This window comes from Amycolatopsis sp. NPDC006131 (assembly GCF_040614175.1).
Classification (GTDB): Bacteria; Actinomycetota; Actinomycetes; order Mycobacteriales; family Pseudonocardiaceae; genus Amycolatopsis_E; species Amycolatopsis_E tucumanensis.
Genome location: NZ_JBEXTX010000137.1, coordinates 1 through 18,107, shown reverse-complemented (window position 1 = coordinate 18,107; position 18,107 = coordinate 1). Strand labels below are relative to the sequence as shown.

General features: G+C 68.8%; 16 protein-coding genes. 2 read left to right on the top strand and 14 right to left on the bottom strand.

Features of this window, described 5'->3' with window-relative positions:
- Positions 1-395: 395 nt before the first annotated feature.
- The 14 genes from ABZ215_RS38905 to ABZ215_RS38840 all read right to left on the bottom strand — a co-directional run bounded on the left by ABZ215_RS38905 (position 396) and on the right by ABZ215_RS38840 (position 15,982).
- The gene (locus tag ABZ215_RS38905; RefSeq protein ID WP_354955614.1) at positions 396-1,433 is read right to left on the bottom strand and encodes an LLM class flavin-dependent oxidoreductase; all 1,038 of its coding nucleotides are present in this window, start codon (positions 1,431-1,433) and stop codon (positions 396-398) included.
- A complete protein-coding gene (locus ABZ215_RS38900; protein WP_354955612.1) occupies positions 1,426-2,973 on the bottom strand; it encodes an AMP-binding protein in 1,548 nt (515 codons plus the stop codon). Before ABZ215_RS38900 ends, ABZ215_RS38905 begins: the two co-directional genes overlap by 8 nt.
- Positions 2,974-2,977: 4 nt before the next feature.
- Positions 2,978-3,424, bottom strand: a complete 447-nt coding sequence (locus ABZ215_RS38895) for an SDR family NAD(P)-dependent oxidoreductase (protein WP_354955610.1) — start codon at positions 3,422-3,424, stop codon at positions 2,978-2,980.
- Complete coding sequence (locus ABZ215_RS38890) at positions 3,421-4,590, bottom strand: CaiB/BaiF CoA-transferase family protein (RefSeq protein WP_354955608.1); 1,170 nt, start codon at positions 4,588-4,590, stop codon at positions 3,421-3,423. Before ABZ215_RS38890 ends, ABZ215_RS38895 begins: the two co-directional genes overlap by 4 nt.
- A gap of 8 nt (positions 4,591-4,598) precedes the next feature.
- Positions 4,599-5,771, bottom strand: a complete 1,173-nt coding sequence (locus ABZ215_RS38885) for a thiolase family protein (protein ID WP_354955606.1) — start codon at positions 5,769-5,771, stop codon at positions 4,599-4,601.
- Positions 5,764-6,933, bottom strand: a complete 1,170-nt coding sequence (locus ABZ215_RS38880; protein ID WP_354955604.1) for an acyl-CoA dehydrogenase family protein — start codon at positions 6,931-6,933, stop codon at positions 5,764-5,766. Before ABZ215_RS38880 ends, ABZ215_RS38885 begins: the two co-directional genes overlap by 8 nt.
- A gap of 55 nt (positions 6,934-6,988) precedes the next feature.
- Positions 6,989-7,603 (bottom strand): TetR/AcrR family transcriptional regulator, encoded by a 615-nt coding sequence (locus tag ABZ215_RS38875; protein WP_354955602.1) that lies wholly within the window; start codon positions 7,601-7,603, stop codon positions 6,989-6,991.
- 180 nt (positions 7,604-7,783) lie between these two features.
- Entirely contained in the window at positions 7,784-9,946 is a 2,163-nt protein-coding gene (locus ABZ215_RS38870; protein WP_354955600.1) for a hydantoinase B/oxoprolinase family protein, read from the bottom strand.
- A 37-nt stretch (positions 9,947-9,983) separates the two neighbouring features.
- Entirely contained in the window at positions 9,984-12,032 is a 2,049-nt protein-coding gene (locus ABZ215_RS38865) for a hydantoinase/oxoprolinase family protein (RefSeq protein WP_017987139.1), read from the bottom strand.
- 820 nt (positions 12,033-12,852) lie between these two features.
- Complete coding sequence (locus ABZ215_RS38860) at positions 12,853-13,821, bottom strand: phytanoyl-CoA dioxygenase family protein (RefSeq protein ID WP_354955598.1); 969 nt, start codon at positions 13,819-13,821, stop codon at positions 12,853-12,855.
- Positions 13,818-14,519 carry an alkylmercury lyase family protein gene (locus ABZ215_RS38855; protein WP_354955596.1) on the bottom strand — a complete coding sequence of 234 codons (702 nt, stop codon included), beginning with the start codon at positions 14,517-14,519 and terminating at the stop codon, positions 13,818-13,820. Before ABZ215_RS38855 ends, ABZ215_RS38860 begins: the two co-directional genes overlap by 4 nt.
- 4 nt (positions 14,520-14,523) lie before the next feature.
- Positions 14,524-15,189 carry an organomercurial lyase MerB gene (merB, locus tag ABZ215_RS38850; protein ID WP_354955594.1) on the bottom strand — a complete coding sequence of 222 codons (666 nt, stop codon included), beginning with the start codon at positions 15,187-15,189 and terminating at the stop codon, positions 14,524-14,526.
- 135 nt (positions 15,190-15,324) lie between these two features.
- The gene (locus ABZ215_RS38845) at positions 15,325-15,603 is read right to left on the bottom strand and encodes a hypothetical protein (RefSeq protein WP_354955592.1); all 279 of its coding nucleotides are present in this window, start codon (positions 15,601-15,603) and stop codon (positions 15,325-15,327) included.
- Between the two features lie 16 nt (positions 15,604-15,619).
- Positions 15,620-15,982 (bottom strand): metalloregulator ArsR/SmtB family transcription factor, encoded by a 363-nt coding sequence (locus ABZ215_RS38840; RefSeq protein WP_354955590.1) that lies wholly within the window; start codon positions 15,980-15,982, stop codon positions 15,620-15,622.
- Positions 15,983-16,112: 130 nt separating this feature from the next.
- On the opposite strand from ABZ215_RS38840, the gene merA reads away from it, so the two are divergent.
- Both merA and ABZ215_RS38830 read left to right on the top strand, forming a co-directional pair.
- On the top strand, positions 16,113-17,534 hold the full coding sequence (gene merA, locus ABZ215_RS38835; protein WP_354955588.1) for a mercury(II) reductase: 1,422 nt from the start codon (positions 16,113-16,115) through the stop codon (positions 17,532-17,534).
- 47 nt (positions 17,535-17,581) lie between these two features.
- Complete coding sequence (locus tag ABZ215_RS38830; RefSeq protein ID WP_354955586.1) at positions 17,582-17,998, top strand: MerR family transcriptional regulator; 417 nt, start codon at positions 17,582-17,584, stop codon at positions 17,996-17,998.
- The last annotated feature ends 109 nt before the right edge of the window (positions 17,999-18,107 follow it).

Below are 18,107 nucleotides of genomic sequence, written 5' to 3'. Positions count from 1 at the left end.
ATAGTTCATCCGGCACCAACCGCAGCGACAACCGATCAACCACAGCCAAGATCATCGCTCACCAGCGGTCGATCACCACGTAAGACACGCTCTAAGTCACCACGCCCCACAAGCCCAGATCATCTCAGACCTTGATCCACTTCTGAAACAGGCCCTAGATCGCGATCTCCGGGCGCCGTCGGGCGACGTGATCCCGGCACCGCGAGTACGACACCTCGCCTGCATCGTGCTCGTCGACCGGGCTGGCGCTGCGTGTGGTGCGTCGGGGTCCTCGCGGAGCATCGTGTCGATGACCGGCTTGAACTCCGCAACCGGCGCACCACCCGCACCGGCGTCTTCCGCTCCGGTGGCAATGGTCACTGCGGGTGCGCGGCCGCCCGCGAGCGCCGGCGGATTCAGGTTGTGGCCCGTGCTCCTGCCGGGGCTTGCGCCAGTTGTGCTGCCAGCCGGAAGGATTCCACGACCTCGTCTTCCTCGATCCGGAAGGGCACCAGGTGCAGCACGGGAGAACCGGGATAGCCGGCGTAGCGGCGTAGCTGATCCCGGCATTCCGCCACCGTTCCGGCAATGCAGAAGCGGTCGATCATCTCGTCGGTGATCGCGGCTTCGGCCCGCTCCATCGCCCGCTCCCGGGCGAGCCCGGCGATCCGCTCGGCGAGCGCCCCGAAACCCTCTTCGGCATAGACGCGGCGGTAATGCGGATACTGGGTGAGATAGACCAGGCTCCGCCGGGCCAGCGCTCTGGCCCGTTCGGAGTCGTTCGACACGCAGCAGGTCAGGTAGTACCAGAGGGCGACCTCGTTCGGGTCGCGGTCGGCACGATCCGCACCGATGGCGATCCGTTTCTTCGTCTCCTCCATGGACCGTGGCGAATGCAGTGAGCCGACGATGATCCCGTCGGCGAGTTCGCCGGCCAGTTCCTGCATCCGCGGGCCGATCGCCGCAAGGTGGATCGGCACGCCGACCGCCTGCTCGGCGAAGGGCAACCGGTACTTGCGGACCCGGAAGATCTCACCTTCGTAGCTGAACGGCCCGTGCTCCGGCGAACCGAGCACGCCCCGCACGACCTCGATGAACTCTCTCGTCCGCCGCAGCGGCCGCTCGTACGGCACGCCGAACCACCGTTCCACGACGAATCCCGCGCCCAGCCCCAGGCCGAGGGTGAACCGGCCGGCACCCAGCTCCTGCAACTGGGCCGCCTGCTGGGCGGTGACCACCGGATTGACCGGGTAGATCTGCGAGATGGCCGAGCCCACACCGATCCGGCTCGTGGCCGCGAGCGTCGCGGTCATCGGCACCACCGGTTCCCGCCAGGCCTCCCCGAAGCAGACCCGGTGGTAGCCGGCGTCTTCCAACCGCCGCGCCAGGCCGACCAGCTCGGCGAGCGGCGTCCGGCTGAAGATCAACGACGCGGACAACTCCGGCTCAGGCATCGATGGCCACCTCGTTCCGCCGATCCCAGGCATCGGCCAGATCGTCCGCGGCCTTCCTGGTGACCACGCCCCGGTTGGTCTTTCCGTTGGCCAGCTTGGGCAATGGGGTGTGCACCAGCCGGAGGTAGCGGGGCACCTTCCAGTCCGACAGGTGCCGGGCACACCACCGCACGATCTCCGCCTCGCTCAGCGAGCAGCCTTCGCGTACCACCACGGTGGCGCACACCTCCTCGGTGTAGATCTCGTCGGCGACACCGCAGACGACGCATTCCTCCACGGCGGGATGTTCCATGATGGTGAACTCGACCTCCTCCCCGGCGATGTTCTCGCCACCACGCTTGATGACGTTTTTCAGCCGTCCGTGGAAATACGCCTGACCCGCTTCGTCCATGGCACACAGATCCCCGCTGTGCACCCAGCCATCGCGCAGTGTCGAGGCGGTGTTGCGCTCGTCCCGGTAGTACTCGATCATCGCGTGCGGATGCCGGAAACACAGCTCTCCCGGCTCTCCCGGAGGGAGTTCGTCCCCGGCGGGGTCGACGATCTTGATCTCCGCGTCGTCCGGCATCGGGCGGCCGATGAGCTTGGGCCGGTAGGAGTCGTATCCGGCCGGGGTCAGCGTGCCCATCCCCGAGGTCTCCGTCATCGCCCAGGTCGTGCAGATGTCCACCCCGAACCTGGTGCAGAACTCCTCGGACCGCACATGCGAGAAGATCAGCCGGAGCGGGTTGTCCCGGTCGCGGGGTGCGGGGGCCGCGGTCATCAGGATCGAGATCTGGGCCGGCATCAGCAGGGTGATCGTGCCGCCCGAGTCCCGGACCTGCTGCCAGAACGCGGTCCGGCTGAACTGCGGGACGAGGGTGAACGCACAACCCGCGGCGATGGCCGGGGCGAGCATCATATGGGAGGCCGCGGTGTGGAACAGCGGCAGCGCGGAGAAGACGTTGTCCTCGCCGGTGATCGACAACCGGTTCGCGATCGCGTGACCGGCGCTGGCGAAACCGGCGGACGGCTGAATCACGCCCTTGGGCCGACCGGTACTGCCGGAGGTGTAGCGGATCGACATCGGTGCCAAGGGATCGAGATCGGGTGCCGGCGGCCGCTGGTTCTCGCCGGTGTCCAGGCCGGCCGTATCCCCGTCGAAGACGAAGACCCGGATGTCCCGCGCACCGATACCGCCGCCCTCGGTGAGGATGCGCTGCCCGGCCGCGTCCAGAATCAGGTGCGAGGGCTCGGCGTGCTCCAGGATGTAGGTCATCTCCGGGTAGGTCAGCCCGGCGATCATCGGCACGGTGACCGCGCCCAGCTTCTGCGCCGCCAGCTCCACCCGCAGCAGGTCCAGGCCGTTGGGCAGGTGATACGCGAGCCGGCTGCCCTGACGCACCCCGGCCGCCAGCAACCCGTGAGCCAGCGAGTTCAGCGAGTGGTCGAATTCCGCGTAGGTCTGCCGCGTTCCCTCGTACACGAGAAAATCCGCGGATGGGGTCGCGTCGACCCGGCGTTCCCAGAAGGACCTGAAGGTCTCCTCGGTCTGCGGCATCACTTCACCTGCTTTCTCTCGTTGCGGTCACCGCACGGACCGGGTACGCCGGCCGGGCGGTGGGCGATCGGTTCTCTGCCCGGCTGCACCACCCAGAGCGCCCCGGTTCGGCGGCGGACCAGGCATGCTCGACGGCGGCTGCGGCATCGTCCGCGCTGATCAGCGGGAAGCCGTCCGCGAAGAAGGCGGCACGCATCCCGGCGATCAGCGGGGTGTCGGCGAAACCGGCCGTAGTGGTGGGCCGCGGCCCGTAGCGCGCGCTCGTTGTCTCCGGGTCCGTGACGTCGCCGAGCACGGCGACGGCGTCGAGCAGGCCGGCCAACCGCCGGACCGGGCCGGCTTCCCGGTCCACCAGTACCAGCCGCACCCCACGCGCGCTCAGGCGTCGCGCGGTCGCCGCACCGATGCCGGAACCGGCGCCGGTCACGATCGGCACCCGCCGCTCGGTCATCGCCGGGCACCCACGCCGCGGACCGCGCCGAGGCGTTCCAGCCGCTCGATGTCGGCGTCGGCATACCCCGCGGCGGCGAGCACCGCCGTGGTGTGCTCGCCCGGATACGGGGCCACCCCCACCTGCCCGGCCGGGGTGCGATCGAACCGCGGTGCCGGGTTCGGCTGCACGAACCCGGCGGTCTCGTCGAACACCACCCGCCGCTGGTTGTGCACGTCGCCGCTCGCCTCGGTCAGCGACAGCACCGGCGCCACGCACGCGTCCCCCGAGCCGAACCGAGCCGCCCACTCCTGCCTGGTGGCACTGGCGAAGATCTCGGTGAGTCGCCGCCGGATCGCCGGCCACCGCGAAGGGTCCGTCCGCCCGGGGCCGAAAACGGGGTCATCGGACACGCCGAGCCCGTCGACCAGTTCGGCGAAGAACTTGTCCTCCAGCGCACCGACCGCCACGTACTCGCCGTCCGCGCAGCGGTAGACGTCGTAATAGGGGCAACCGGAATCCAGGAGGTTCTCGCCGCGCCGGGTGGACCAGCGTCCGTCGGCGAGCATGCCGTGCATCATCGCGGTGAGCACGGCGGCGCCGTCCACGATCGCGGCGTCGATCACCTGGCCCTTACCACTGGTCCTGGCCTCCAGCAGCGCGCAGACGATGCCGAACGCCAGCAGCATCCCGCCGCCGCCGAAGTCGCCCACCACGTTCAGTGGCGGTACCGGCCCGCCGCTGTCGCGGCCGATCGGGTGCAGCGCGCCGGCCACGGCCAGGTAGGTGATGTCGTGCCCGGCCTGCTGGGCATAGGGACCGTCCTGGCCCCAGCCGGTCATCCGGCCGTAGACCAGCGCGGGATTGCGGGCGTGGCAGTCCTTCGGCCCGATCCCGAGCCGTTCGGCGACCCCGGGCCGAAACCCCTCGAACATCGCATCAGCGGTCTCAGCCAGGCGCAGCACGGTGGCCACGCCTTCCGGGTGCTTGAGGTCCACCGCGATGGATTGCCTGCCCCGGTTGAGGATTTCGTGACGGGCCCGCGGGTCGGGCGGCTCGGTGACCGCGTCCGCGCGGTCCACGCGGATCACCCGGGCGCCCATGTCGGCCAGCATCATGCCGCAGAAGGGCCCCGGCCCGATTCCGGCGATCTCCAGCACGGTCACGTCGGCAAGCGGCCCCGCCATAACGCTCCTCACAGTCGCTCGATGATCGTGGCGTTGGCCATGCCGCCGGCTTCGCACATGGTCTGCAGGCCGAACCGGGCGTCGAGACGTTCCAGCGTCTCGATCAGAGTGGAGGCGATGCGGACACCGGACGCGCCGAGCGGATGGCCGAGGGCGATCGCCCCGCCGTGCCTGTTCAGCTTGTCTTCGGGCACCTCGAACTCACGTCGCCAGGCCAGCGGTACGCAGGCGAACGCTTCGTTGACCTCGAACGCGTCGATGTCCCGCACGTTGAGACCGGCTCGGCCGAGGACCTTCTGGGTCGCGGGGAGCACGCCCATCAGCATCAGCATCGGGTCATCTCCGGCGACAGCCGTCGTGTGGACCCGGGCCCGCGGGCGCAATCCCAGCCGCGCCGCCGCGTCCGCGCTCATCACCAGCGCGGCGGAGGCGCCGTCGGTCAGCGGCGAGGAATTGCCCGCGGTCACCCGCCAGTCGATTTCCGGGAAACGCTGTGCCATCCGCTCGTCGGCGAACGAGGGTTTCAGCCGGGACAGCTGCTCGACCGTGGTGCCCGGCCGGATCGTCTCGTCCTGGGTCAGCGGGCAGTCCGGCACCGCCACCAGGTCCGCGGCGAACACGCCGTCGGCGGTCGCCGCCGCGGCCCGCTGATGTGACGCGCAAGCGTATTCGTCCAGCTCCTCGCGGCTCAGTTTCCACCGCGCGGCGACCAGTTCGGCGGCCGTCCCCTGCTGGATCAACCCGCCGGGGAACCGGTCGGCGACACCGGCGCCGGAGGGGTCGGCGTCGCCGACGTTCGACCAGAGTGGAGCCAGGCTCATCGACTCGACGCCGCAGGCGATGAGCACGTCGGCGGCGCCGGCGAGCACCGTGTGCGCCGCGAAGTGCAGCGCCTGCTGGCTGGAACCGCACTGGCGGTCCACGGTCGTGGCCGGCACGGACACCGGGAAACCGGCGGCCAGCACGGCGCTGCGCGTGATGTTCGCCGCCTGCACACCGGCCTGGGTGACGCAACCACCGATCACGTCCTCCACCAGCGCCGGGTCGATTTCGTTGCGCGCCAGCAGCTCTCGCAAGGTCGCGGCGAGCAGGTCCACCGGATGCAGCTGCGTCAGCGCCCCGCCCAGTTTGCCCTTGCCGCTCGGCGTGCGAACCACGTCGACGATGACCGCGTCACGCATCGACGGGGCCTCCGAACGCGTCGTCGAACCGGTAGCCGGCGAGAATCTCCCGGGCCGCCACCATGTACTGGATCGTGGGACTGCCTTCCTCCAGCCAGTTCAGCCGGGCGTCCCGGTAGAGCCGCTCGATCGGGAACTGCCTGGTGTAGCCGATGCCGCCGTGCACGAGCAGCGCCCGGTCCGTCACCCGGCCGACGGCTTCGAGGCCGAACTGCTTGCACATCGACGCCTCGGCGGGAATGCGCCGGCCGACATCCCATTTGGCGGCCGCGTCGGCCAGCATGCCGCGCAGTGCGTAGACGTCCATCGCCATCTCGGCCACGTAGCGCTGCACCGCTTGGCGCTGCGCGATCGGCTTGCCGAAGGTGACTCGCTCGTTGGCGCGCTGTACCGACAGTTCCAGTGCCCGTTCCGCCGTGCCGAGCGAGCTCGCGGCCACCAGCACCCGGGAGATCTCCAGCGCCCGCTCGAGGTGCTCCTGCCCTTGGCCTTCGCCGCCGATCAGCGCGGAGACCGGTACCCGCGCCTCGGTGAAGGTCAGCCGCCCGTGCTCACCGCCCTTGCAGCCCATCGTTTCCGGCAGCGGCTCGATCCGGAATCCCGGGGTGTCGCGCTCCACCAGTAACGCGGACACCTCGGTCGCGGAGGTCTTGGCCATCACCATGAAGTGCGACGCGAAGTCCGAGTTGGTGATGAGCCATTTCGTGCCGTTGAGGACGTAGTGCGTCCCCTCCCGCCGCGCGGTGGTGCCCAGGTCGGCGCCGGTGCCGTGCTCGGGCTCGGTCAGCGCGAACGCCAGCGAGCGCTCACCGGTCGCGGCGCCCGAGAGCACCGCGTCCTTCTGCGCCGGGTCACCGATCTCGGAAAGCGCGTGTGCGAACGAATTGTGCACGTGCACGAGCGCGCGAATGCCACCCTGGACCTTGGCGAATTCGGCGATGATCGGCAGGTACTGCCCGATCGTGAGGCCGTAGCCGCCGTATTGGGACGGAACCAGCAGACCGAACGCCCCGCAGTCGCGCAGAATCGGCCAGACCTTTTCGCGCGGAATGTGCTCCTCGTTCTCGATCTGCTCCGCCAAGGGGTCCAGCTCGTCCCAGATCGCGGCGAAGACCCGATCGCGAATTGTCCGGTAGTCGGTTGCATTGCCTGCGCTGGCCAACAGAAAACATCTCCTTCACATCGTTGCGGCGGGCCGCCGCCCGGGTGCGGGATCCTCAGCTGTTCGCGGTGAACAAACGATATTCCGCATCGCCGGTTTCAGTCAGTATTCCGCGGAACAACAGATCACAGAAATACCGCGCCACTTCCTCGGGTTGCATCTTGCCGTCCGGCCGCAACCACAGGTACGAATAGTTGTGCATACCGAGGACGGCCTTTATCAGAAGCGGGTCGGCGCGGCGGAACGTCCCCTCGGAGACGCCCTGTTGCAGAATACTCATCCAGACGTCCTCGAACCGGTCCCGAAGTTCGAAAACCCGTTCTCGGCGTTCCCCGGTGAGCGCGCCGATCTCGCGGAAGAAGACCGTGACCTCGTCCAGATCGTCGTGAATGGTGCGAATGAGCCGCTCGCTCAAGCGGAGCAGTTTGTCGGTGGCGGGCCGTTCTTCCTTCGCCAGTCGCTCGCCGAACTCCACCATTTTCGCCACGTGCCGCGAGGAGATCTCGTACAGCAGGTTCTCCTTGCTTCGGATGTAGTAGTAAAGCGCGCCGCGCTGCAGTCCGGCCGCGTCACCCAGCTCGGTCATCCCCGTGCCGTGGTAGCCACGCTGCGCGAACAGCCGCGCCGCCACCCGAAGAATCTGTTCCCATTTGTCGGCGCTGTCGCTCACCCGCTGCTCCAATCGCTATCCTTGTACTGATCAGTACATATTAGGCGCCGGGGTCAGTCCGGAGCACGCAGCACGGGTTCTCGGTGAAGGTCTCCATCGCGGATTCTTCCTGCGGTCAGGCCGGATGCCGCCGCCGCCCCGCCTGCCACGCGGTGACAGGCGGGGCGGCGGCGGGCCGACTCAGCGGACGTCGGTACTGACGTTGAGGGCAGCGCCACAACCGGGGCAGAGGAATTCGGTGACGAACACCTTGGGAGCTTCGGTTCGCTCCCTCGCCCAGCCGCCCTGCTCGGACACCGCCTCGTGCGCCGGCCGGTCCCTTCGCGCACAGGCGGTGCGCCAGTCTTCGCCGACCTCTGCAAGCGGCTCGCCGCATTGCTGGCAGCAATACACCGTGCCGCCCTGACCGGAGACCAGTGTCAGCGAGAACCCGACGGGGCGCCCGGCCCCGCCGGACGGCCGGCTCGGCCGCTTCGCGGCGCCCGGCGTGCTTTCGCTGAGCCGTTTCTTGCGGATGTCCGCGCGGCGCCGCTCGGTGGCCGCACTGTCCGCGTCGAGGCTGTCGCCCTTGAACACCACGCCGTACACGGCCTCCGCCACGGCCCGGTCGATGTAGCGGTCTCGCACATCGGCGGCGACGAGGCGCGGGTCGCGGGTGAGCGGGTCGCCGAGGCCACCGCCGCCGCCCTCGAACTGGATGAACACGTCACCCCTGCGGACCGGGACATTGGCCTGCTTGCCGTCCAGATCCGTGACGTCCCCGGTGATGGACTCGCGGGTAAGCGGTTTCCGGTCCGCGGTGAGCGCCACCACGTTGGTGTTCGTGATCAGCTGGTATCCGCTGGTGGAACCGGGGAACCCGCCGTCGACCCCCGCCGGCGGGATCTGCCAGCAGGAGGAGAACACCGTTTCGTAGCCCAGCGAGACGCCGTCCGAGGTCCAGGCGAAGTCGATGCCCTGCCCGCCGCGGAACCGGCCTGGCCCGCCGGAATTGGTGTTCAGCCGCCGCCACAGGTAATGGACCGGGAAGCTGAGCTCGTTCAGCTCGATGTCCGGGAGCCCGTTGCTGACCTGCGTCAGGGTTCCCGCCGCGTCCATACCGTCCACCATGGTCTGCGCACCGCCACCGGCACCGCCACCGTTCATGTCCAGCATGACGAACTGGTTTCCGTCGTCGTCGGCACCGGCGAACACCCCGCCGATCCAGCCGTCGTGGAACGGTGCCATCGCATGTGAGCGCACGAACGGGTCGTCACTTTCGGCCATCAGCTCCGACAGCATCCGGGTGAGCAGCTTCATCACGTGCATGCCGGTTTCCATGTGCCCGGACGACGACGGTGCCGGCATCTGCACGTTCACCAGGGACGCCTCGGGGAGGTTCATCCGCAGGCACTTGAAGAATCCCTCGTTGAACGCCACGTCCGGGGCCAGCATGAGCATCAGCGGGGTCACCGCGACGCCCCACATCGCACCCTCGGCGATGTTGACGAACCCGTCGGTCTGCGGGTCCGTGCCGGTGAAGTCCAGGTTGATGACGCCGTCCTCGACGGTCATCGCGCACTGCACGGTGAACACGTCGTTCGCGTGACCGTTGTGCTCGATGTTCTCCTTGCCGACCACCGTCTTGTTCGGCAGCTTGGTGATCCGGTCACGCAGCGTCTGCTCGGAAAGACTGGTGTTGACGTCCACGTAACGGCGGAAGTCCGCCAGCCCGTGCCGGGCGATCAGGTCGACCACCCGGCGTTCGCCGACCGAGGTGGCCGCGAGAAAGCACCGCAGGTCGTTGTAGTTACGGGAGGCCAGCCGGAAGTTCGCGTCGATCAGCCGCCGGACGTCCTCGGAGACCTTGCCCTTCTCCATGAACTTGATACCGGGGAAGCGCAACGCCTCGCCGTAGCAGTCGATCGCCGCGGGCGCGAAACCGCCGGGGGACATCCCGCCGACGTCCAGGATGTGCCCTTCCGACCAGCACCACGCCACCAGCTCGTCCTCGAAGAAGATCGGCCGGACGATCCCGACGTCCGGCGGATGGCAGGCCCCGGTGGTGTAGGGATCGTTGCAGATGAACGCGTCCCCGGGATAGATCTCGTCTCGTGGCACGCTGGCCAGAATGTGCTGGACCGACTTGCGGGCCGGGCCGGCATGCCAGGTCATGTACCCGGAGAAGGCGATGATGCCGCCTTCGGGGTCGGCGATGAACGTGGAGAAGTCCACCGCCTCGGTGACGATCGGGTCACCGGAGGTCCGGATCATGACGGTGCCCATCTCCTGGGCGATGTTGTACAACTGCTGACGCATGATCTCGGCGGTGACGAGATCGACTTCTTGTTCCGCAGCGGTCATCCTTGACGCCTCTTTTCGGACAGAGCGGATTTCCAGGTCACAGGAGGGTGTCGATCAGGAGGTTCCGGCTGGCGTCGAGCACCCCGCGCGACCCCTCCGGAAGGAAGATCGTGGTCTGCTTCTTCTCGATCACCGCGGGCCCGCTGACCGCCCGGCCGACCGCGAGCAGGTCGCCGTCGAAGACCGGGATGGTGATCTGCTCCCCGGTCGCGGGGAGGGTGACCGTGCGGTTCGCCTTCTCCGCCTGGCCACCGGCGGTGTTCGCGACGGAACCGCCCTCGTAGCGGTACTTGCGGGTGCTCGCCTTGGCCTCCACGCGCACGGCCATCATCACCACGCCGGCGTCGACCCACGCGGTGCCCGGGCCGTACTCCGCCTCGTACATCTCCGGGAAGCGCTCCGCCAGCTCTTCCAGCGCGGCCTGATCCACCTCGTGGTCGGGCAGCGGCACCGTGAGCTCGAAGATCTGGCCCTGGAACTTCAGGTCGCCGAAGCGCTGGACCACGATCTCGTCGTCGGCGTAACCGCTGGTGCGCAGATTCTGCCTCGCCGAATCCTCCAGATCGCCCAGCACCGCGTTGACGTCGTCGACGGGCTGCCCCGGCGTCCAGAACCGGCTCTTGGATGGCACGCGGAGGTCGTCGGAGGCCAGCAGTCCGCTGGCCGAGAACACCGCGGAGGCGTTGGGCACCAACGCCTGCTTGATGCCGAGCTCCCGGCAGATGTCGACCAGGAACAACGGCGTCGCGCCACCGTAGGCGAAGAAGGTGAACACCCGCGGGTCGTGTCCACGCTCGACGGTGATGCCGCGGACGGCGTTGGACATCGACGCCACCACCACGCGATACATCGCGGCTGCGGTCTCCTCCAGCGACATGCCAACCTGCTTGCCCAGCTGCCTGAACGCGTCATCGGAGGCGTCCTTCAGCAGCTTCGCCCGACCACCGAGGAAGTAGTTCGGATCGATGAATCCCAGCGATACCATCGCATCGGTGACGGTCGGCTGGTCGCCGCCGCGGCCGTAGCAGACCGGACCGGGGTCCGCGCCGGCACTTTGCGGACCTGCCTGCAGCAGGCCACGCGGATCGGCCCAGCCGATGCTGCCTCCACCGGAGCCGATCGCCACAACGTCCACTTTGGTCAGCCCGGTGAGCAGGTTCTGCACATAGGACCGGGCACTCATCGTCAGTCGGTTGTCCGCGATCACCGAGGTGTCGAAGCTGGTGCCACCCATGTCGCCGGTGATCACGTTCGGAATCCCGAGCTCCTTGGCCAGCTCGTTGGCCCCGACCACACCGCCGACCGGGCCCGAGTCCAGCAGCACGATCGGCACCTCACGCGCTTCCTCCGCGCTGAGGCTGCCGCCCGATGCCTGCATGAACGCCACCGGAACCCGCAGACCGCGCCTCGTCAACGCCTCGGTCATCTCGTCCACGTAGCGCGCCACCTTCGGCGCGGTGAACGCGTTGAGCACGGTGGTGACCGACCGTTCGTACTCGCGGATCATCGGGTAGATGCGCGAAGACAGACTCACATGCACATCCGGGAAGAGCTTGCCGATCAGTTCGCCGGCCAGTTGTTCGTGTGTGTCGTTGAGAAACGACCACAGGAACGTGACCGCGATGGACTCGACCCGCTGTACTTCGACAAGGTGGCGGATCGCCTTTTCGCAGGCGTCCATATCCAGTGCCGTCACGACTTCGCCACGCTTGTCGACTCGCTCCGGGACCTCCAAGATCGCCTCGCGCGGCGCGATGTCCGGCACGTTGAGCTGATCGTGATGATCACGGGCGTCGGAACGCGGTGACCGGGCGATCCGCAGCGAGTCACCGAAACCCTCGGTGGCCAGGACGCCGACCCGGGCACCACGCAGCTCGGCGATGCTGTTCGTCACGATCGTGGTGCCGTGCACGAACCGGCCACACCCCGCGAGCAGTACGTCCAGCGACACGCCAACTTGGGCGGCGACTGCCTCGAGCGCGCCCACCAAACCGTCGAGCAGATGATCCGGAGTCGTCGACGCCTTGTCCGCCCAGAGATTGCCGCTTTCGTCGATGACCACGGCGTCAGTGAAGGTGCCTCCCATGTCGACGCCTATTTGATATTGGGCCACGCTTCTCCCTTCCGACCTCCGGACTTGATGCCGGACCACTGGGGTCTCGAGGTCGTTTTTCGGACAGCTGGACGTTGTCTGGTCATGGCTGGCTGGCTCGTGAACGTCAGGTTTCCGACACGGCCATCACGTGACGCCCGCCACCGTCTGACCGATCAGTACACTAACTTCACCGGACGTCGGCAGTCAAGAAGCGAAAGCGGCGTCGGGGATGGTTCAGGACGCCGGGCAGCACACCGAGAAAGCCGTAGACGGGCACTGACCTGCGGTTTCCCAGGGCGTCTCCTGACACCTGCTCTGGCGTTCGGCAGGCAGTCCGGCCCCACTGGCGGCACCCCTGTCCCGCCCCTGAGGTGCTCGCCTCGATGGTTCCCGGCGGAATGATGTTCGTACTCCTGCTCATCGGCGCGATCATCCGCACCTTCACCCCGCACACCGGGCTGTTTCTCCGGCTCGTTCGCCGGTGCGCTCTTCTCCGGGCCGCCGGCGATCCTCGCTCGGCTTGCAGGGCGACGATGCCGTCACGGATCTGGACGGTGCCGCGCAGCAGCACGGTGGACCTGCGTGGGAGGCGCCCGTAGCGGTTCCAGAACCCCAGGGTGCACACGACGTGAGCATGCCGGTCTCGTCTTCGAGGTTGAGGAACGTGATGCCGCCGGCGGTCGCGGACGCTCTCGTGGCGGTGGGGACCGCCGTGACTGCGGTGGCACCGGGTGAGCGAATTCGCGAAAGCCGCAGGTCAGCAGAGGTAGCGCACCATACTGGCAGTGTGGGGTCAGGGGTTCGAGTCCCCTTAGTTCCACTGGCTCATTTTGGACATGCGACAGCGAATTGAATCTGTTTCGTTATGTAGACCGGTTCGGTCGGTGCATGGGCAGGTTCGCTGCCACGGGTTGATCACACTGTTGGAGATCATGACGTCATCGGCGCGCTCGCCGGGCGTGGCAACCAACGCTCGCGGTGTTTCGGCGCGGCGCTGGTCACGAGTGCCTTCCCGGCGGGGTGTTCGGGGGTAGCGGTGGTCCGGGAGAGGTTGGCCGGGTTGCAGGTCGAGTGGGTCGTGACCGGGTAGCGGCCGGTAGGTGGCGTCGGCGTCGGTGAATGTGACCAAAAAGGACAGTCGGGCCTCTGTGGTGGTGTTGGCTCCGGCATAGTGCGCGGTGCGGGCTTGGTGGAAGGTGGCATCGCCGGCCTGTAGGGGCACGGTGACCCGTGGGCTCCAGCGCAGCTCCGGCCAGTGGTTGAACAGGTAGTTGTCCGGGTCGGAGGTGTGTTCGGCCAGTTCGACGCGGTCCGGGCCGCCGCGGCGGTGCGAGCCGGGCAGGAAGGTCAGGCAGCCGCGTTCGGCGGGCACGTCGACCAGGGCGATCCAGGCGTTGAAGATCAGGCGGGAGTCCAGCAGCGCGAAGGTCAGGTCGTCGTGCCAGCCGGTGGGGGCGCTGTGTCCGGGGTCCTTGCGCAGGACTTCGCCGCCCCACACGCGCAGCGGCATCCCGGCCAGTTGCTCGGCGAGCGCGCCGAGGCGCGGGTGGAGTGCGAGTTCGCGCAGGGTGGGGTGGTGTTCCCAGGCGTCGGTGGTGGCGACGATGCGGGTGCCGAACTCCTCGTCGGTGTTGCTCTGGACGGCGAGGGCTTCTTCGGCGGCGGTGCGGAAGCGGGCGATCTCGTCGGGGGTGAGCAGGTTCGGCACGTGGGCGAAGCCGTGCTCGCGGAAGTTCTCGACGGAATGCGCGGTTGCATGCGTGGTGTCGGTGGTGGTCATGGCAGCTCCGGGTCAACTGTCGTGGGTGTCGCGGAATTGCCGGCCTGGATCAGTGCGCCGAACTCGGCGATGCCGGTGGCCAGGGCTTGGTGCCGGTCGAGGACGGCCCCGGTGATGCTGGGGTTGTTCGCGGACCAGGCGTGGGCGGCGTCGGCGGTGGTGAAGAAGTTGATGTGACCGCAGGTGCGGTCCACCGACGGGCAGCAGGCGGTGTCGCCGTCGGTGTGGCCGGCGAAGACGACGGCGGTCGTGGGCTCCCAGCGCGCCGTGGCGCGGTCGACGGTGACGGTGACGGTGCGTTCGGTGTCGGGTTCGGCGCTGGTGATGGTGACCGGGATTCCGAGCATGGCGGACATGCCCAGGGCGTCGATGGCACACATCGCGTACACGCTCGGGCCTGCGTCCCAGGTGACCTTGTGGCGGGTCGGGACAGGCGAGAACGGATAGGCCGCGCGGATCTCGCCGCGCTCGTCGAGGGCAAGCACGTCACGTCCGGTCAGTTCGGCCACGACGGCGGCGTGATCGACACCCGCGTCGGCAGTGTGCTCGCGGGCCGCTCGGTCCAGGTCCGTCCGCGATGGCGCCCGGCCGGTCTCGGCGAAGACCGTCAGCACCCACCGGTGCACCGCACGTCCTGCCGGAGACAGCGACGCCGCCGCGGATGCCTTGTCCAGTTCCAGATCGGGAAAGTCAGTCATCGGTTCACTCCTGGCGCAAAGCGGGGGCCCCGGTGGCGGCGTCCGCGCTGAAGAGGGCTTCGAGGAGGCGGCGGCCGAAGCGGTGACCGTCGGCCACCGGCAGGACCACCGACTCGGGATGCTGGTGTTGCCAGTCGGTGGCGGCCTGCGCGGAGGCGAAGAAGTGGCCCTGGTCGCACACCGACGCCCGCACGCCGCAGGCGCCCTCGGGGGCCGGGACCTGGGACACGACCGCGGTGGCCGGATCCAGGTCGGTGACCCGTTCGGGCTCGGCGGTCAGGCGGATCGCGGTCCGGGTCGCCGGGCAGGTCGAGATCACGCGGACCGGGCGCTGGAGGATGAGCGGGAACATCAGGGTGTCCATGGCGCACCAGCCGTACAGCGTCCGCCCGTTCGTCTCGACGCGGTGCGGGGTCGGGTTCTGGGTCAGGCCCAAGCCGACGACGCGGCCGTCGGCGTCGTACTCGGTGTCCGGCTCGGCGGCCAGCGCCTGGCGCACCTGGTCGACGCTGGTCCCGGCGGCATCCGCCAGCCGGTCGAGGGCAACGGGCTCACCCTCGGCGAGTAGCCGCAGCAGCGGACGGAACAACCACGGCTGCGTGGCGGGGTGGCCGGTGCCGTGCAGAGCACCGGCGAGCTGGTCGACCAGCTCCTCGGCAGGAGTGCTCACGATCATCACCTCACAGGTCGGGCGCCCGGACGAGCGCCGATTGCGACTACGAGCGCGACGCTAGGGTCTGCCCCCGGGGTGAGGGTCAAGCCCTTGCCACGCACCGAAAATCGCGCCACGCGGCACGTGCCGGAGCTACTTTCCCTGATCGCGGGTGGGTGGTTCCGGTGCACAGCACGCCGGGTCCGATGAGCGTGCGCCGCGAGCACGGCGACGAATCCGACAGACCACGACGGCGACGAGCAGTGCGATGGCCGCGCCGATCACCCACGGGTTGCCCAGGACCGAGCCGAGCCCGGCGAGCGCGCCGCCGGCGATCAGCAGCGGCAGGCCGCAACACAGCGCGGGCAGCAGCAGGAACGCGCCGGTGGCCAGGGCGGTGCGCGTGCCGTCACGGTCAGGATTGGTGGACATCGCGGACCGCCGTCGCTCAGGGGCTGGGGGTGATGCGCATGCAGGCGGCGAGGGCGGCGGCGTTGTCCGCGGCCAGCGACCGGGCCAGCAACACCAGTTCGGCCACGCGCGGGTCGGTGACCGTGTAGTGGGCGAACCGGCCCGCCCGCCGGACCTGAACGTAGCCGCAGTCGGCCAGGCAGCCCAGGTGGGTGGAGACCCGGCCCTGGGACAGGCCGACGTGGGCGACGCATTCGGTGACGGTGTGCTCGTCGTGCAGCAGGAACTCCAGCAGCCGCAGCCGGGCCGGGTCGCCCAGGGCGCGGAAGAACTTGGCCATCATCTCCACGCCGTTCGCCTCGGTCGGCAGCAGTGCCACCGGTTCGGGTGCCCTGGCCATCGATTCGCCGTCCTCACATCGGATATGCAACGTATGCGGATGAACAGATATGAAGCTAGCATCGTCGTATCTGTCATGGCGAATACGTCTGGCGGGCGGCGTGAACCACGGGGCGGAGAGGAGCTATGGGATGCGGTACGACCTGGCAGTGATCGGTTCCGGTGGGGGCGCGTTCGCCGCGGCGATCGCGGCACGCACCAAGGGCCGCACGGTGGTGATGATCGAGCGCGACACCGTCGGCGGGACGTGCGTGAACACCGGGTGCGTGCCGTCGAAGGCGCTGCTGGCCGCCGCCGAGGCCCGCCACGTCTCCCTGGACGGCCGGTTCCCCGGCATCGACGTGACCCCGTTCGGGGTGGACCTGCCGCGCCTGATCGACGCCAAGCGGGACCTGGTGGAGTCGTTGCGGGCGGAGAAGTACACCGGCCTGGCCGCCGAGTACGGCTGGGACATCCTGCACGGCACCGCCACCTTCACCACCGACGGGCCAGATCCGGTGCTGCACGTGGACCTCGCCGACGGCGGCACGGCCACGGTGGTGGCCGAGCACTATCTGATCGCCACCGGCTCGGCCCCGTGGGCGCCCCCGATCGACGGGCTCGCCGAGGCCGGGTACCTGACCTCGACCAGCGCGATGGAACTCGACACGCTGCCCGCCTCGATGATCGTGATCGGCGGCAACGCGATCGGCCTGGAACAGGCCCAGCTGTGGCACCGCCTCGGTGTCCACGTCACGGTGGTGGAGGCGCTGGACCGGCTGGCACCCTTCGAGGAACCCGACGTCTCCGCCGTGATCGAAGAGGTGTTCACCCGCGACGGCATCGGCGTGGTCACCGGTGCCACCATCACCCGCGCCGACCGCGATGGCGACGGCTACCGGGTGCACCTCACCCACGCCGACGGCCAGCCCACCGAGCTGCGAGCCGGACAGCTGCTCGTGGCGACCGGCCGCCGTCCGGTCACCGCCGGGTTGAACCTGGCCGCGGTCGGGGTGAAAACCGGGCCGCGCGGCGAGGTCATCGTCGATGACTACCTGCGCACCGGCAACCCGCGGATCTGGGCTGCCGGGGACGTCACCGGGCACCCGCAGTTCGTCTACGTCGCCGGAGCCCACGGCACCCTCATGGCCGACAACGCGTTCGACGATGCCAAGCGGACGTTGGACTACCACCACCTGCCGCGCGTGACGTTCACCAGCCCCGCGATCGCCTCGGCCGGACTCACCGACGCCCAGGCCGTCGAACAGGGCTATACGTGCGAGTGCCGGGTGCTGCCCTTGGAGTACGTGCCGCGGGCGCTGGTCAACCGCGACACCCACGGCCTGATCAAACTCGTCGCCGACCGCAACACCGGACGCCTGCTCGGCGCGCACGTGATCGCCGAGGGCGCCGGGGACGTGATCGCCACCGCCGTCTACGCCCTGGCCAACAACATGACCGTGCAGCAGATGGCCGACCTGTGGTGCCCCTACCTGACCATGGCCGAAGGCGTCAAACTCGCCGCCCAAACCTTCACCCGCGACGTGTCCAAACTGTCCTGCTGCGCCTCCTGACGCCGAAGGGAGAGTGGCCGATGACCAGCGGAACCCGGTCGGAGCTGATGACAGTCGGCGAGCTGTCTCGCCGCACCGGCGTGCCGATCAAAGCGTTGCGCGAGTACACCGACTCCGGGCTGATCTACACCGTGGGCCGCAGCGAGTCCAACTATCGCCTGTTCACCACCGATGCCCTGTGGTGCGTGCAGTGGATCGGGCAGCTGCGCGGCCTCGGGCTGACGCTGGCCGAAATCCGCGGCCTGGCCCGCGACTGCCCGCAGGGCAACGCCGAGCTCATCGGTCCCCGCCTGGCCGACCTGCTTCGCACCGCCCGAGCGCGCCTGGATGCGCGCATCGCGGAACTGCAGCGGATACGCACCCGGATCGACGAGTTCGAAGCCACCCACCACGCGCAACTGGCGGGCCGCGCGAGGTCAAACGGCTGGGCCGGTGAGCCGCGACGCTGCGCCGACTGCGCGTGACCCGAGCGGTGCTTGCTAGTGTCGTGCGTCCGAGGTTCGTTGACGGCTGGCGTGGGGCAGGATTTCGTCGGCGGTCTTGGTCCAGGTGAACGGGTGGCAGCGGTCGTTC

Excerpts from the sequence above, each read along its gene's own strand:
- ABZ215_RS38905 (WP_354955614.1), bottom strand. The coding sequence starts at position 1,433 with ATGCCTGAGCCGGAGTTGTCCGCGTCGTTGATCTTCAGCCGGACGCCG.
- ABZ215_RS38900 (WP_354955612.1), bottom strand. The coding sequence starts at position 2,973 with ATGCCGCAGACCGAGGAGACCTTCAGGTCCTTCTGGGAACGCCGGGTC.
- ABZ215_RS38895 (WP_354955610.1), bottom strand. The coding sequence starts at position 3,424 with ATGACCGAGCGGCGGGTGCCGATCGTGACCGGCGCCGGTTCCGGCATC.
- ABZ215_RS38890 (WP_354955608.1), bottom strand. The coding sequence starts at position 4,590 with ATGGCGGGGCCGCTTGCCGACGTGACCGTGCTGGAGATCGCCGGAATC.
- ABZ215_RS38885 (WP_354955606.1), bottom strand. The coding sequence starts at position 5,771 with ATGCGTGACGCGGTCATCGTCGACGTGGTTCGCACGCCGAGCGGCAAG.
- ABZ215_RS38870 (WP_354955600.1), bottom strand. The coding sequence starts at position 9,946 with ATGACCGCTGCGGAACAAGAAGTCGATCTCGTCACCGCCGAGATCATG.
- ABZ215_RS38865 (WP_017987139.1), bottom strand. The coding sequence starts at position 12,032 with ATGGGAGGCACCTTCACTGACGCCGTGGTCATCGACGAAAGCGGCAAT.
- ABZ215_RS38860 (WP_354955598.1), bottom strand. The coding sequence starts at position 13,821 with ATGACCACCACCGACACCACGCATGCAACCGCGCATTCCGTCGAGAAC.
- ABZ215_RS38855 (WP_354955596.1), bottom strand. The coding sequence starts at position 14,519 with ATGACTGACTTTCCCGATCTGGAACTGGACAAGGCATCCGCGGCGGCG.
- ABZ215_RS38845 (WP_354955592.1), bottom strand. The coding sequence starts at position 15,603 with ATGTCCACCAATCCTGACCGTGACGGCACGCGCACCGCCCTGGCCACC.
- ABZ215_RS38840 (WP_354955590.1), bottom strand. The coding sequence starts at position 15,982 with ATGGCCAGGGCACCCGAACCGGTGGCACTGCTGCCGACCGAGGCGAAC.
- merA (WP_354955588.1), top strand. The coding sequence starts at position 16,113 with ATGCGGTACGACCTGGCAGTGATCGGTTCCGGTGGGGGCGCGTTCGCC.
- ABZ215_RS38830 (WP_354955586.1), top strand. The coding sequence starts at position 17,582 with ATGACAGTCGGCGAGCTGTCTCGCCGCACCGGCGTGCCGATCAAAGCG.